Below are 14,781 nucleotides of genomic sequence, written 5' to 3' on the forward strand. Positions count from 1 at the left end.
GATAATATGAAAGAAATAATTAACTCACCTAAAGCTCCAGCTCCAATTGGGCCATACTCTCAAGCGGTAAAATCAGGAAATACCCTTTACGTATCTGGTCAAATTCCAATTGATCAGGAAAGAGATGTGTTAATTGAGGGTTCAATTGAAGATGAGACCGAGCAAGTCATGAAAAACCTTAGTCATATTCTCAAAGAAGCTGGATTGACTTTTGAAAATGTTTTAAAGTGCTCAATTTTTGTTTCTAACATGAAAGACTTTGCTCGCATCAACGCTGTATATGGACAATATTTCAAGGAAAACCCACCTGCTAGAGAAACTGTAGAAGTAAGCGGCCTACCAAAAGGGGTAAATGTTGAAATTTCTTGCATAGCTTCTTTCTAAGAATACTAATGTAATACCAGCTTTCCATTAGTTGATTTGTATTTTTGAGCCCAATCAAAATAACAGATGGAAAACGTTCGTGTAAGATTTGCGCCCAGTCCAACAGGGGGGTTGCATATTGGTGGTGTAAGGACTGCTTTGTTTAATTACCTATTTGCCAAAAAGAATAATGGCAAATTCATCTTACGTATTGAAGATACTGATCAGTCAAGGTTCGTCGAAGGTGCAGAAAAATATATTAAGGATACGCTTGATTGGTGTGGAATTTCTCCGGATGAAGGACCTGGCCAAGAGGGAGAATATGGACCTTACCGGCAATCGGAAAGGAAAGAAGTGTATCAACAATATGCAGAAAAACTTATTGCTGAAGGTAATGCCTACTATGCTTTTGACACTCCAGAGGAGTTGGAGGCTATGCGGGAGAGATTGAAGGAAGCGCGAGTTGTCAATCCGCAATATGATACAGTCACTAGAACCACAATGAAAAATTCACTTACTCTTCCTGATGAAGAAGTGAAGCAGAGAATTGAAAACGGTGATCCTTATGTTATTCGAATAAAAATACCTAAAAAAGAAGAGATTCGATTGAATGACATGGTCCGCGGATGGGTAATGGTGCATTCAGAGGCTTTAGATGATAAGGTCCTCATGAAATCGGATGGAATGCCTACATATCATTTGGCAAATATTGTAGATGATCACTTGATGAAGATCACACACGTTATTAGAGGTGAAGAGTGGCTTCCTTCTGCACCTCTTCATGTGCTTCTTTACCAATTTTTAGGATGGGAAAATGAAATGCCTCAATTTGCTCATTTACCACTTATCCTAAAACCAGACGGTAATGGTAAGTTGAGTAAACGTGCAGCAGACAAGGCCGGATTCCCCATATTTCCTCTCAATTGGAATGATACCGAATCAAATGATATATCAATAGGGTTCAAAGAAATGGGTTTTCTTCCAGAAGCTCTCGTGAATTTTCTTGCATTTCTAGGGTGGAATCCTGGCACTGAGGAAGAGATTTTTTCTTTAGCAGAATTAGTCAATGAGTTTTCAGATAAGCGAATAAACAAGGCAGGAACGAAATTTGATTTCGACAAGGCTAAGTGGTACAACCAGCAGTACATTAAAAAAACTGATTCCAACATATTCGCCAAAGATTTGAAAACATCACTTCAAAGTGAACATGGTATCGATTGCTCAACAAGTATCGCACTTCAAATAATTGATTTATTGAAAGAACGAGTAACATTCTCAGATGAGTTCGTAGAGCTAGCACTTCCAATTTTTAAAGCCCCGATCAACTACGATGAAAAAGTACTTAGTAAAAAATGGAGTGAAGATGTGTCTAAAGCTTTAATGCTGTATGCTGAAGAGTTGATTCAACATGAAAATATAGATGCTGAATCAGCGAAAAATCTTTTTTGGGAAACCCTTGAAAAAGCTGGATATAAGCCTGGACAATTCATGCAAATGCTTAGGTTAACAATAACGGGCGAAGGGTCTGGTCCAGATCTCATGACTATGATTAAAATTATGGGAGGGAAAAAAACTGCAGAGCGAATTAAATCATCCCTTAATACGTTAAATAAATAAAATAGGAATTATGAATAAGAAAGGGAAAGCCCGAGTACATAAGGATTTAGATGGATTGGAGTTGCGTGTTGATTCTTTTGGAGAAATTTCTTCAAATATGCCAATTGATAAGTTGAATAAGTTTTTAAATAAAAATGTAGAAGACAAAAAACTTAAGAACCGAGAAGATTTGGATAATTTAAAGGAAGACTAGCTCATATTCTTTTGCATAAATCCAATTACGTAATTTCGCATCAAAAATTGTGATATGACTAAAATTGGAATAATCAAGGAGGGCAAAGTGCCGATAGACAGACGCGTTCCTCTAACTCCCATTCAGGCCAAACAAATCAAAGATAATTTTGATGTAAATCTAGTAGTTCAAACTAGTGACATTCGATGTTTTTCAGATGACGATTATCGCAATGCTGGCCTCCAAATAGTCGACTCCATAAATGATTGTGACATTATACTGGGTGTCAAAGAAGTGCCTGTAGACACCCTTACTCCAAATAAAACTCACTTTTTCTTTTCACATACCATAAAAAAACAAGATTATAATCGAGACTTATTGCGCTCGATACTAGACAAAAACATTCGATTAATAGATTGGGAAACTCTTACAAATGAGAATGGCAATAGGATTATTGCTTTTGGAAGGTGGGCAGGCATTGTAGGTGCATATAATGGTCTCTGGACATATGGGAAAAGATATAACTTGTTTAGCATCAAAAGAGCTCATGAGTGTTTCGATTACGAAGACCTAAAAAATGAGTTAAAGAAAATCAATCTCCCAAACATTAAAATAGCTCTAACAGGCGGGGGAAGAGTCACCAAAGGAGCGATGGAAGTGTTACTTGGTACTGGTATCACTCAAGTCACACCTCATGAATTTATCACCCAGCGATTTGATGAGCCGGTATTTACGCAACTCAATTCAAGAGACTACAATAAGAGAAAAGACGGAAGTGAATTTCATAGAAATGAGTTTTATGCAAATCCAGAATTGTATGAAGGCGATTTTCTGAAATACGCTAAAGTCACTGACCTGTTAATAGCTTGCGCATTTTGGGATCCCTCTGCACCAGTTCTTTTTCATCGAGAGGATATTATTCGAGATGATTTTGATATTAGAATAATTGCCGATATCACTTGTGATATAGAAGGTTCCATTCCATCTACTAAAAAACCTAGTACGATAGACGATCCTATATATGATTATAATCCGAGTGATGATCAGGTAGAACAAGCCTTGACAGATGAAGGTAATATAACTGTTATGGCAGTAGATAACTTACCATGTGAGTTGCCAAGAGACGCATCTGAAAGTTTTGGAAATGAATTTGTCAACAATGTTATTCCTCACCTCCTTGGGAAGGATGAAATGGGGATAATAGCTGGAGCAACGATTGCAAGTGAAGGAAAACTCACTGAAAAATATAGCTATCTTCAGGATTACGTTGATGGGAAATAAAAAACCTCCTGAATTATCAGGAGGTTTTGTCTAGAAGATTTACTCTATTAATCAATTACTGATGGGTCATCCTCATCTTCGATAAAGAATTCATCTTCGATTCTTTCCAATTCTTGTAATACCGGATCCAGAATTACCTCAAGTTCTTCCTGAGTACCGTCCTCATACTGAACATAAGCAACATAGTCTTCAACATCGTCTTCATAAACGAACACAATATCACCAACTTTTGAATTATCAGAGTACAGTGCTAATTTGATGTAATCATTTGGATCTGCATCATCCTCAATATCCCTCACGTCAACAGAACCGTCTATCTTAAGAGATCGATATTGAACGTTACCTTCAAATAATACAGGTTCTTCTTTTGCTTCTGATTCAAATGTCACATCTAGATCAACACCTACTATTACATCACCATCCAGCCTAATTGAAGTGACAAGTGCTGTCTCTACGCCAAATGAATCGTTGAATCCTACAACAATGCTAAAAGGCGAAACAAAAAGATCAATGTCTGCTGTGATAGGGAACCCTTCAGAAGACCAATCAACACTAAGTGACAATTCAATAAATGTCTCTCCATCTACCTTTAAATATCCTTCTATTTTAGAAACTTCCTCATATTCATCAGTAAATCCATCTTCCGTATCGGTGATAGTTTCAAATTCTAACTCAGAGATTTGCAGTTCAGCATTATTCGTATCCGAGCCTTCAGTAGGAAATTTCACAATGAAGATATCAGATTCTTCTTTATCAAAATCTTCAATTTCTGGATTCCATTCATACAATCCTTTAATATCATCAAATGAAGTAGGCTCGTCTTCTGAAACTCTTCCCGCAGGTCCATTCACAAAGTATTGCTTTAGAATGCTAAGTCGACTTTTTGTCCAATCCTTCTGGCTTGTTCTTCCATTTATTACCTCAGTACCATCTAATAAATTAATCAATTCAGAAGCAGCATCCACACCTTTAGATTCCGTCAGTGATAGTATGTCACTTTCCATGTCACCAACGGTGTTCGAAACTATTGCTTTAGATTCTTCACTAGTAAGGTCTACATTCTTTTCCTCCTCATCATTTTCACAAGCAGTGAAAACAAACAAGCCTAACATAAGCAAGGGAAATAATTTTTTCATAGTTATTAGTTTTTACCTTTTTAAAGATTATATGTAAATATTTAGTGAGGCACATAAAAAAAGCCAGACCCCTAAGTCTGGCTTTTAAATAATTTGTCAAGGAATTTATTATCCATTCATGCTAACAAGAAATTCATCATTATTAACAGTGCCTTTCATTTTACTAAGTAAGAATTCCATTGCTTCATTACTATTCATATCGGACATAAACTTGCGAAGAATCCAAACACGTTTCAATTCTTCAGGATCCATCAATAGGTCCTCACGACGTGTGCCAGATGCAGGAACATCGATAGCAGGATAAACTCGTTTGTTAGATAATTTTCTATCTAATTGAAGTTCCATATTACCTGTTCCTTTAAATTCTTCAAAGATCACTTCGTCCATTTTCGAGCCAGTCTCGATTAGTGCTGTAGCAATGATGGTTAACGAACCTCCATTTTCTACATTTCGAGCAGCACCAAAAAATCTCTTAGGCTTGTGAAGAGCGTTTGCATCTACCCCTCCAGAAAGAATCTTACCCGAAGATGGAACGACAGTATTGTGAGCTCGTGCTAATCTTGTGATTGAATCTAAAAGAATCACAACATCGTGACCACACTCCACCATACGCTTTGCTTTTTCAAGCACCATATTAGACACTTTCACATGCTTATCAGCTTGCTCGTCAAATGTTGAAGCTACTACCTCACCTTTTACTGAACGAGCCATATCTGTTACCTCCTCAGGTCTCTCATCAATGAGTAAAACCATTAAATAGCACTCTGGATGATTTTCTGCAATAGCATTAGCTACATTTTTCAAAAGCACAGTTTTACCTGTTTTTGGCTGTGCTACAATCATTCCTCTTTGACCTTTTCCTATAGGAGAAAATAAATCTAGAATTCTTGTAGAATAATTATCCGCTTTTGTACTCAAGCTCAATTTTTCTTGCGGAAATAGGGGTGTCAGATACTCAAAAGCTACTCGATCTCTAACCTCCTCAGTTGTCTTACCATTTACAGTTTCTACTTTCAAAAGAGCGAAATATTTTTCACCATCTTTTGGTGGTCGAATTTGACCTTTTACTGTATCACCCGTTTTCAAACCAAAAAGCTTGATCTGTGAAGGAGAAACATAAATATCATCAGGACTAGCTAAGTAATGGTAGTCACTAGACCTTAAGAATCCGTAACCATCTTGCATAATCTCAAGAACTCCCTCGTTCTCAATTACACCATCAAATTCTTTGATTTCCTCATTATAAGCCTCTTTCTTTCTCCGTTTTTCCTGACGCTCAGCCTCACGTTCAGCTCTTTGATTATCTCTTTCTTGTCTTTCTTTGTTATCACCCTCCTTCTTTTCGCCATCGTTCTTCTTGTCATCATGACGCTTGTTACTATCTGGACGCTCCTTTCTTTCCTCTTTTTCTGGCTTGTCGTCTTTCTTACCTGCTTCAGGTTTATCCTTCTTAGGAGCTTCCTTTTTAGGTGCCTCTTTTCTAGGCGCTCTTGGCTTTTTCTCCGGCTTTTCTTTCGACTCTTCAGCTGGAGCGGCACCTGAGCCCTCATTCTTTATTTTTTTAATATCGCCTTCTGGCATGCTGGCTTGTTGATCCAGGATAGCGTAGATTAGATCCTGTTTAGCAAGCTTCTTGTAGTTCTTAATTCCTAGTTTCTCGGCTATCTCTTTCAATTCGGATAGCAGCATTACACTAAGATCATCAAGTGTGTACATAACTGTGTATAAAAGTGGGTTTCAAAATTTATTGTAAAATGATTTCTAAGAAATCCTGGTAATTGCTCGTTTGCTTTGTTAAGCTGAAAAACCCGGCTGAGTTTTTCATGGATTGCTCCGCAATAATAGACTATCCCCTACTATTTCACAAATAGCACTAAAAAAAATACTAAATATGATTTGAGACCTCTTTTCATCTCAAAATCATTTTTCTTTGCCGGCCAATAAAACTCAATATTCAATGCTTCAAGTTTCAACAATCGAAAAAGAATTTGACAGATGTATAAAGGGCCTCCAAAAGAGAGGGTTGAAAGATTCTGAAGTACTTTTAAAAGATGCTCTAAAATTGGACGAGAAGCGCAAAAAGCTTCAAGGTGATTTGGATCAAACTCTGCATGAGTCTAACATTCTTGCGAAAGAAATTGGTCAACTTTTTCAACAAGGGAAAAAAGAAGAAGCAGAAACTATTAAAACAAGAACTTCCGATTTAAAGCAAAAAAGTAAAATGCTTAGCGAGGAACTTAATTCAGTTGAAATATCGCTAAACAAGCATCTTTACAATATACCCAACATCCCTCATGAGTCTGTGCCTTCTGGAAAGTCAGATGAGGATAATGTTATAATAAAAGTAGCCGATGAAGGTATTCCGAATCTGAGCAAGCATAAAAAGCCTCATTGGGATCTCATAGAAGAATATGATATTGTAGATTTTGAGCTGGGAAATAAAGTGAGTGGAGCTGGCTTTCCATTCTACAAGAAACAAGGTGCACGCTTAGTAAGGGGTATGATCAACTACTTTCTTGATAAAGCTTCTGAGGCGGGGTATGAAGAGGTCCAGCCTCCGATTGTTATCAATGAAGCTTCTGGTCTTGGCACTGGACAATTGCCTGACAAAGAGGGGCAGATGTATCATATGGAAGCAAATGATCTCTATTTGATTCCTACAGCCGAAGTTCCAATTACCAATATGTATCGGGATGTCATCTTGAAAGAAGAAGAATTACCGATAAAACACACAGGTCACACCCCTTGCTTCAGGAGAGAAGCAGGGTCTTGGGGATCTCATGTTAGAGGCTTGAATAGACTTCATCAATTTGATAAAGTAGAAATTGTTCAAGTAGTTGATCCTTCTAAATCTTATGACGCCCTGAAGAAAATGGTAGATCATGTAGAAGACTTGATCAAGTCACTAGGACTTCCTTATCGAATTCTTCGGTTGTGCGCAGGTGATCTTGGTTTTACTTCAGTCCTCACTTATGATTTTGAAGTGTACTCTGCTGCTCAAGAAAAATGGCTGGAAGTAAGTTCCATATCAAATTTTGAAACTTTTCAGGCTAATCGATTGAAACTTCGAATTAAAAATAAAGATGGCAAAAAAGAGTTAGCTCATACTTTAAATGGAAGTGCTCTTGCTTTGCCTAGAATTATTGCAGCATTACTGGAGAACAATCAAGCAGAAGATCATATTAAAATTCCTGAGGTGTTGCACTCATATATGGGATTCAAGGAGATTAGAAAAAACTAATGACCTCTGATGTAAAGTCTTTCGAAATTTGGTAAATAGATGATTAATTTCATGGCCTATTAAAATTTAAAACGCTATGAAAAATCTTACCTACTTGTTGTTGGTTTCTATTCTTTATTCATGTCAACCACAAGAAAAACAAGCTGCAAAGCTTAATTATCCTGAAACTCAAAAAACAGACACAACAGATGTCTATTTCGGAAATGAAGTTCCAGATCCATATAGATGGCTTGAGGATGATAACTCTACAGAGACAGCTTCTTGGGTAAGCTCGCAAAATAGTGTAACCAATTCTTACTTAAGTAACATAGATTTCAGAGATGAAGTAAAATCCAGATTAACGGAATTACAAAACTATGAAAGAATAAGTTCACCTTTTAAACGAGGAGATTATTACTATTTTTATAAGAATGATGGCTTACAAAACCAATCTGTAATTTATAGGTTGAAGAATTTTGGTGATGAACCAGAAGTTTTTCTGGACCCCAACAAATTCTCAGAGGATGGCACAACTGCTTTGGGTGGTATAAGTTTTTCAAGCGATTACAAATACACAGCTTACAATATATCTGAGGGTGGTTCTGATTGGAGAACTGCCTATGTGATGAACACAGAAACCAAAGAAATTTTAAATGATGAAATCAAGTGGATAAAGTTCTCTGGTATGAGTTGGTATGAAGGAGGATTCTTCTATCAGGGGTTTGATGAACCGAAAGATGGAGATAAGTTATCTGCAGCAAATCAATACGGTAAGGTTTATTATCACAAAGTAGGTGCAAATCAATCTGATGATAAGCTTATCTATTCAAATCCAGAAAATCCAGAAAATAGATTCGGAGCTAGTGTTAGTGAAGATGAACGTTTTTTATTCATTTATTCCTCAACAGGAACCAGTGGGAACGAGTTATATGTAAAAGACCTTTCTGATGCGAGCAGTAGCTTTAATCCAATAGTAACTGGTTTTGATAATGATCATTATATCGTTGATAACGATGGAGATGAATTGATTATTCATACAAATTTAAATGCTCCTAATAATCGTATTGTTCGAGTTAATTGTAAGAATCCTACTCCTGAAAATTGGGTAGACATGATTCCTGAATCAGAGAATGTGATGAGTGCCAGTATTGCGGGGGGCAATATTTTCACATCATATTTGATAGATGCAAAAACATCGATCAAGCAATATGATTATAAAGGGGAGATGATAAGGGAAGTAGAATTGCCTGGCATAGGAACGGCAGGAGGTTTTGGTGCAGCCGCCAGTGACGATGAACTATTCTATAGTTTTACTTCATTCACTACCCCCTCTTCAGTTTACAGATATAATATAGCCAGTGGTGAATCTGAATTGCATAGAAGACCTGAGATTGATTTCAATCCAGATGAATATGAAACTAAGCAAATATTTTACAGCAGCAAAGATGGAACTCAAGTTCCCATGTTCATTGTCTACAAGAAAGGCATTGAGTTAAATGGAAAAAATCCTACCCTGCTTTATTCATATGGAGGATTTAATATTAGTCTAAGACCTTCGTTTAGTACTTCCAGATTAGTATGGCTCGAAAATGGTGGCGTTTTTGCCATGCCTAACATAAGAGGCGGTGGAGAGTATGGAGAGAAATGGCATAAAGCTGGAACGAAACTTCAGAAGATCAATGTATTTGAAGATTTCATTGCTGCCGGAGAATACTTAATTAATGAAGGTTATACTTCATCAGATTATTTGGCACTTCAAGGTGGATCAAATGGTGGTCTTTTAGTAGGTGCTACTATCAATATGAGACCAGATTTAGCCAAGGTTGCTTTCCCTATGGTGGGTGTCATGGATATGCTCAGATATCAAAACTTCACCATTGGAAGAGCTTGGTCTGCTGATTATGGAACATCAGAAGATTCAGAGGAAATGTTTAATTATCTCTACTCGTATTCACCGGTACATAACATCGATCCTGAAGCTACTTACCCAGCAGTAATGGTAACTACTGCAGATCATGATGATAGAGTAGTACCAGCACATTCATTCAAATATGCTGCAACTCTTCAGGAAAAAAATAAGGACAACCCTAATCCACTTTTGATTCGAATTGAAACCAAAGCAGGTCATGGAGCAGGGATGTCTACCGAAAAGCGTATTGAATTAAGTGCGGACATGTTCTCCTTTGCTTGGTACAGTATGGGAGTTATCCCAGATGTAGCCAAGAAAAAAATGTAAAAAATTTAATTATTAACCCTTCTTCAACACAGGAGAAGGGTTTAAATTTTCTATCTATGACAACTATCCGAAAAGGAGAAAAAGAAGATCTCCCAAAGGTTTTAGATTTAATAAAAGAGTTAGCAATCTATGAAAAGGCCTTAGATCAGGTAGCAAATACTGTAGATCAGATGTTAGAGGATGGGTTTGGCTCACAACCAGTTTATGGGTTTATTGTAGCAGAAGAAGACCATCAAATCATAGGGACTTCCATTTATTACTATCGTTACAGCACATGGAAAGGCAAGCGTCTATACTTGGAGGACTTGGTGGTCACAGAAGCGCGAAGAGGAGATGGAGCAGGCAAACTTCTTTTTGAAGCAACTATAGATATCGCAAAACAAACGAAATGTTCTGGTATAATGTGGCAAGTACTCGATTGGAATGAACCAGCAATTAATTTTTACAAAAAATATAATACCAATTTTGAGAAAGAGTGGCTTAACTGTAACATAGATTTCTAGACTTCTTCCAATACAGTTCTAAAAGCTGCCATTTTTGTACCATAACGTATAATCGACTTCTTTTGAATCTTTGGTGCTACAGTATTTAAATATGTTTCTAAATGCCCAAGTGTTTCAGCTATATATTGAATTGCATAAGTAGTGCCTGTATCATCTTCCCCCTCCGAAAGCATTTTCATCATTCGGTACTCTTGAAAGAAGCCTGTTTTCATAACCTCGGGTATATGTGTTTCCTTCATCCAATCAATCCAATCCATTTCAACATCGGAATCAATGTTAACAGTAACGTTGTATAATATCATATTTTTTGGTTAGCGTGAGGTTTTAACAAACAGACAAAACGATTATTTTACTAATTAAGATTCAAAACAATCAATGCAAAAATAGGTTTCATGACAATGAGCGTCTATTCAATTAAAGATCTTGAGCACCTTTCTGGTATAAAGGCACACACCATTCGAATATGGGAGCAGAGATACGATCTATTTTCACCACAGAGGACCGCAACAAATATCAGGTTTTATAATGAACAAGATTTAAAACTTATTTTAAATATAGCATCTCTAAAAAATCATGGCCACAAAATAAGCAAGATCGTAGCTATGCCTCAAAATCTTCTCGAAGAGGAAGTAAAAAGGGTCGGATTTGGATCTAAATCTTATGAGGATCAAATAAGCGCATTAACACTTGCTATGATCGACTTAGATGAAGAAGTATTCAATTTCACCTTGGATCAATGCACGGAAAAACTGGGTTTTGAACAAGCAATGATGAATATCATTTATCCTTTTATGCGAAAAATTGGAATTCTCTGGCTGACCAATTCTATTAACCCTGCTCAAGAACATTTTATATCACACCTAGTGCGTCAAAAGCTAATAGCTGCCACAGACCTTGCAGAGGTAAATAAGAATGGTCCATTGTGCTTACTTTTTCTTCCAGAAGGTGAATTACATGAATTAGGTCTGCTATTTGCTAATTATTTATTGAGGGCTAAAGGTGCTCGAACAATCTTTTTTGGTCAATCAGTTCCTTTGGATGCATTAGAAGAGGTTTATCACAAATTAAATCCAAATTACGTGCTAACAGCTATGACCACAGCTCCAGAGCCTAGTGAGGTTCAGACTTTTGTGAAACGACTTGGAAATAAATTCAAAAATTCAACTGTTTATATAACAGGAAGTAAAGTAATCGGTCAATCATTAAAGCTTTCGGATAATGTGCGGGTCATGAACCAATTTGAAGACCTGGCAGAGCTTACACGAGGGGTGAAAGAGTACTCCAGTTAGAATACTTAACCGCCCGAATTAGTATCCTTATTTTTATTTTGTTTAATCTTTTATTGTAACAGTTAAACATTTTCTTATTAAATTCGTTTAACCTTTTAAACCAAACCTTAAACAAAATGACAGCTTTAGAATTTGGATACAAGATCGAAAACTTAACTAGCTCACTCAAACCTTATGCTTTGAAGTTGACCAAAGATGGTGAAGAAGCTAACGATTTGCTTCAAGAAACTGTGTTTAAGGCTTACTCAAACAGAGATAAATTTCAAGACGGTACTAACCTCAAAGCATGGATGTATACGATCATGCGAAACACTTTTATAACCAACTATCAAAGAATGGTTAGAAGAAACACCTTCATAGATACTACTGAAAACAATCATTTCATTAATTCTTCTGGTGCTGTTATAGATAATAATGCAAATGGCAACTTTGTCATGAAAGATATTAACGCATCTATTGATGCATTAAAAGACATGTACAAAATACCTTTTACCATGTATTTTAGAGGCTTCAAATATCATGAGATAGCTGATAAATTAAATATTCCTATAGGTACTGTGAAAAATAGAATTCATATTGCCCGCAAGGAATTGAAAAAGGGACTAAAGGTATATGCAAACTAAAGATTTACGTAGTAGAGTAGTAGTGATAGGGGCCGGATTTTCCGGCCTTTCTTGTTCCTGCCACTTGGCAAAGATGGGGTATGAGGTTACGCTTCTAGAAAAAAATGATCAACCAGGAGGTAGAGCCAGAAGCTATTCTGACAAAGGATTTACATGGGATATGGGACCTTCCTGGTATTGGATGCCTGATGTTTTTGACAAATTCTTCAATTCTTTTGGGAAAAAAGTTGACGAATACTATCAGCTAGATAGGTTAGATCCTTCCTATCGGATCAAATTTAAAAACGATATAATTGACATCCCCGCAAGCATGCCTGAGCTGGAGAAGTTGTTTGAAGAGATTGAGCCTGGGAGTAGTATTAAGCTAAGGTCATTCCTAAAGCAAGCAAAATACAAATACGATGTAGGTGTCAAAAAGTTAGTCTACAAGCCAAGTAGATCGCTACTTGAATTTGTAGATCTCAAACTCCTTCTTGGATTACTTAAAATGGATGTGTTTACCTCCATTTCAAAACATGTGAGAAAACATTTTAAGGATGATCGATTAATTCAATTAATGGAGTTTCCCATTCTGTTTCTAGGTGCTACAGCAGAAAATACTCCTGCACTTTACAGTTTAATGAACTATGCCGATCTATCTTTAGGAACATGGTATCCCAAAGGTGGCATGGGCTCTGTAGTGAAGGGCATGGTGAAATTAGCTGAAGAATTAGGAGTTGATATCAAGCTAGAAGAAGAAGTAACTGATTTCTCTTTTAATGGTAATGAAGTAGTAAGTGTTAATACGACTTCTGGGTCATACAATTGCGATACAGTAGTAGCTGGTGCAGATTACCATCATATTGATCAATACATTTTACCAGAGTCTTTTAGGAACTATTCAAAAGAATACTGGAACTCCAGAGTACTCGCCCCATCATCACTACTATTCTACATAGGAGTGGACAAACAGCTTCCACAACTCCAGCATCATACGCTTTTTTTTGATGAAGATTTCAAACAGCATGCTAGCGAAATTTACGAAAGTCCTCAATGGCCATCAAAACCATTGCTATATGTTTCCGCTACCTCTAAGACCGATAATACAGTAGCTCCTGTTGGAAAAGAAAATCTCGTAGTTCTAATTCCAGTAGCACCTGACATTGAAGATACCGAAGAAATCAGAGAGAAGTATTTTGAACTAATTATGGATAAACTTGAAGAGTTTACTTCCGAGAAGATCCGAGATCACATAATCACTAAGCGAAGCTATGCGCACAAAGATTTTATAAACGACTACCATTCATTCAAAGGGAACGCTTATGGTCTTGCTAATACATTACTCCAGACTGCCATTCTGAAGCCCTCACTTAAAAACAAGAAAGTAAAAAACCTTTATTATACAGGTCAGCTAACAGTACCTGGTCCTGGTGTACCTCCATCATTAATCTCAGGAGAAGTAATTGCGAAAGAAATAGGAAAAGATTTTCCTATTTTTAAATCCAAATGATAGACCTCTATACACAAACAGCTTTCGATTGTAGTAAGTTGATCACAAAAACTTACAGCACTTCCTTTTCATTAGGCATCCGAACTCTTGCCAAAGAATATCACGAGCCCGTTTATGCGATCTATGGGTTTGTTAGGTATGCCGATGAAATAGTGGATACATTTCATGATCATGATAAAAGAGAACTACTAAAAAGATTTAAGGAGGATACTTATAAATCAATAGAAGAGAAAATTAGTTTAAACCCAGTCTTACACTCCTTTCAAGAGGTGGTGAATCAGTATCAAATAGATCATGATCTTATTGAAGCTTTCTTGATTAGTATGGAGATGGATCTAGAAAAAGTAGATTACATTAATTCTGAGTATGAAAAATATATTTATGGAAGTGCCGAAGTAGTTGGGCTGATGTGCTTAAAAGTATTTTGCCATGGAAACGAAAAAGAGTATCAAGAGCTATTAAAACCAGCTAAATATTTAGGATCTGCCTTTCAAAAAGTAAATTTTCTTAGAGATATAAAAAGTGACTTTGATGAGAGAGGGAGGGTCTACTTCCCTGGAATAGACTTTAATCACTTCACAAGAGATGAGAAGATACAGATTGAAAAAGATATAAATCAGGAATTTAAAGAAGCACTCAAAGGAATTAAGAAACTACCTCATGGAGCCAGAGCAGGTGTCTATCTTGCCTATATATATTATACTGTTCTATTTAAGAAAATTACTCGTTTGTCACCAGAAAGAATAAAATCTGAACGGATAAGGGTTCCCAATTTCAGGAAATTCCTATTACTAATTCGGTGCTATCTATTCCATAAAATCAACTATATAGTAGAGTAAACAACACTAACTT

General features: G+C 36.6%; 14 protein-coding genes. 11 read left to right on the forward strand and 3 right to left on the reverse strand.

Annotated elements, in window-relative coordinates:
- The first annotated feature begins 6 nt into the window (after nt 1–6).
- The 4 genes from ABJQ32_12205 (at nt 7) to ABJQ32_12220 (ending at nt 3,433) form a co-directional block, all read left to right on the forward strand.
- Complete coding sequence (locus ABJQ32_12205; protein ID MEP5290405.1) at nt 7–384, forward strand: RidA family protein; 378 nt, start codon at nt 7–9, stop codon at nt 382–384.
- Between the two features lie 66 nt (nt 385–450).
- Nucleotides 451–1,980, forward strand: a complete 1,530-nt coding sequence (gene gltX / locus ABJQ32_12210; protein ID MEP5290406.1) for a glutamate--tRNA ligase — start codon at nt 451–453, stop codon at nt 1,978–1,980.
- A gap of 10 nt (nt 1,981–1,990) precedes the next feature.
- Nucleotides 1,991–2,173, forward strand: coding sequence for a hypothetical protein (locus ABJQ32_12215; protein MEP5290407.1), 183 nt, complete (start codon nt 1,991–1,993; stop codon nt 2,171–2,173).
- 54 nt (nt 2,174–2,227) lie between these two features.
- Nucleotides 2,228–3,433, forward strand: a complete 1,206-nt coding sequence (locus tag ABJQ32_12220; protein ID MEP5290408.1) for an NAD(P)-dependent oxidoreductase — start codon at nt 2,228–2,230, stop codon at nt 3,431–3,433.
- A gap of 47 nt (nt 3,434–3,480) precedes the next feature.
- Here ABJQ32_12220 and ABJQ32_12225 read toward each other — a convergent pair whose 3' ends face one another.
- Nucleotides 3,481–4,569: a hypothetical protein gene (locus tag ABJQ32_12225; protein ID MEP5290409.1), complete on the reverse strand. Its 1,089-nt coding sequence runs from the start codon at nt 4,567–4,569 to the stop codon at nt 3,481–3,483.
- A 108-nt stretch (nt 4,570–4,677) separates the two neighbouring features.
- Nucleotides 4,678–6,285 (reverse strand): transcription termination factor Rho, encoded by a 1,608-nt coding sequence (gene rho / locus ABJQ32_12230; GenBank protein ID MEP5290410.1) that lies wholly within the window; start codon nt 6,283–6,285, stop codon nt 4,678–4,680.
- Between the two features lie 241 nt (nt 6,286–6,526).
- On the opposite strand from rho, the gene serS reads away from it, so the two are divergent.
- The 3 genes from serS (at nt 6,527) to ABJQ32_12245 (ending at nt 10,528) form a co-directional block, all read left to right on the forward strand.
- On the forward strand, nt 6,527–7,810 hold the full coding sequence (gene serS / locus ABJQ32_12235; protein MEP5290411.1) for a serine--tRNA ligase: 1,284 nt from the start codon (nt 6,527–6,529) through the stop codon (nt 7,808–7,810).
- Nucleotides 7,811–7,886: 76 nt separating this feature from the next.
- Complete coding sequence (locus ABJQ32_12240) at nt 7,887–10,025, forward strand: prolyl oligopeptidase family serine peptidase (protein ID MEP5290412.1); 2,139 nt, start codon at nt 7,887–7,889, stop codon at nt 10,023–10,025.
- A 56-nt stretch (nt 10,026–10,081) separates the two neighbouring features.
- The gene (locus tag ABJQ32_12245) at nt 10,082–10,528 is read left to right on the forward strand and encodes a GNAT family N-acetyltransferase (protein MEP5290413.1); all 447 of its coding nucleotides are present in this window, start codon (nt 10,082–10,084) and stop codon (nt 10,526–10,528) included.
- Here ABJQ32_12245 and ABJQ32_12250 read toward each other — a convergent pair.
- The gene (locus tag ABJQ32_12250) at nt 10,525–10,830 is read right to left on the reverse strand and encodes a DUF4286 family protein (protein ID MEP5290414.1); all 306 of its coding nucleotides are present in this window, start codon (nt 10,828–10,830) and stop codon (nt 10,525–10,527) included. The genes ABJQ32_12245 and ABJQ32_12250 overlap by 4 nt on opposite strands.
- Nucleotides 10,831–10,926: 96 nt before the next feature.
- Between ABJQ32_12250 and ABJQ32_12255 the strand changes: the two genes are divergently transcribed.
- The 4 genes from ABJQ32_12255 to ABJQ32_12270 all read left to right on the forward strand — a co-directional run bounded on the left by ABJQ32_12255 (nt 10,927) and on the right by ABJQ32_12270 (nt 14,768).
- Complete coding sequence (locus ABJQ32_12255) at nt 10,927–11,817, forward strand: MerR family transcriptional regulator (GenBank protein ID MEP5290415.1); 891 nt, start codon at nt 10,927–10,929, stop codon at nt 11,815–11,817.
- Nucleotides 11,818–11,933: 116 nt separating this feature from the next.
- Nucleotides 11,934–12,440, forward strand: coding sequence for an RNA polymerase sigma factor (locus tag ABJQ32_12260; protein ID MEP5290416.1), 507 nt, complete (start codon nt 11,934–11,936; stop codon nt 12,438–12,440).
- Nucleotides 12,430–13,929: a phytoene desaturase family protein gene (gene crtI / locus ABJQ32_12265; GenBank protein ID MEP5290417.1), complete on the forward strand. Its 1,500-nt coding sequence runs from the start codon at nt 12,430–12,432 to the stop codon at nt 13,927–13,929. The genes ABJQ32_12260 and crtI overlap by 11 nt, the downstream gene beginning before the upstream one ends.
- Nucleotides 13,926–14,768, forward strand: a complete 843-nt coding sequence (locus ABJQ32_12270; protein MEP5290418.1) for a phytoene/squalene synthase family protein — start codon at nt 13,926–13,928, stop codon at nt 14,766–14,768. The genes crtI and ABJQ32_12270 overlap by 4 nt, the downstream gene beginning before the upstream one ends.
- Nucleotides 14,769–14,781 lie beyond the last annotated feature (13 nt).

Origin of the sequence: Marinobacter alexandrii, from assembly GCA_039984955.1 — a bacterium.
In the GTDB taxonomy this organism is placed as follows: domain Bacteria; phylum Bacteroidota; class Bacteroidia; order Cytophagales; family Cyclobacteriaceae; genus Ekhidna.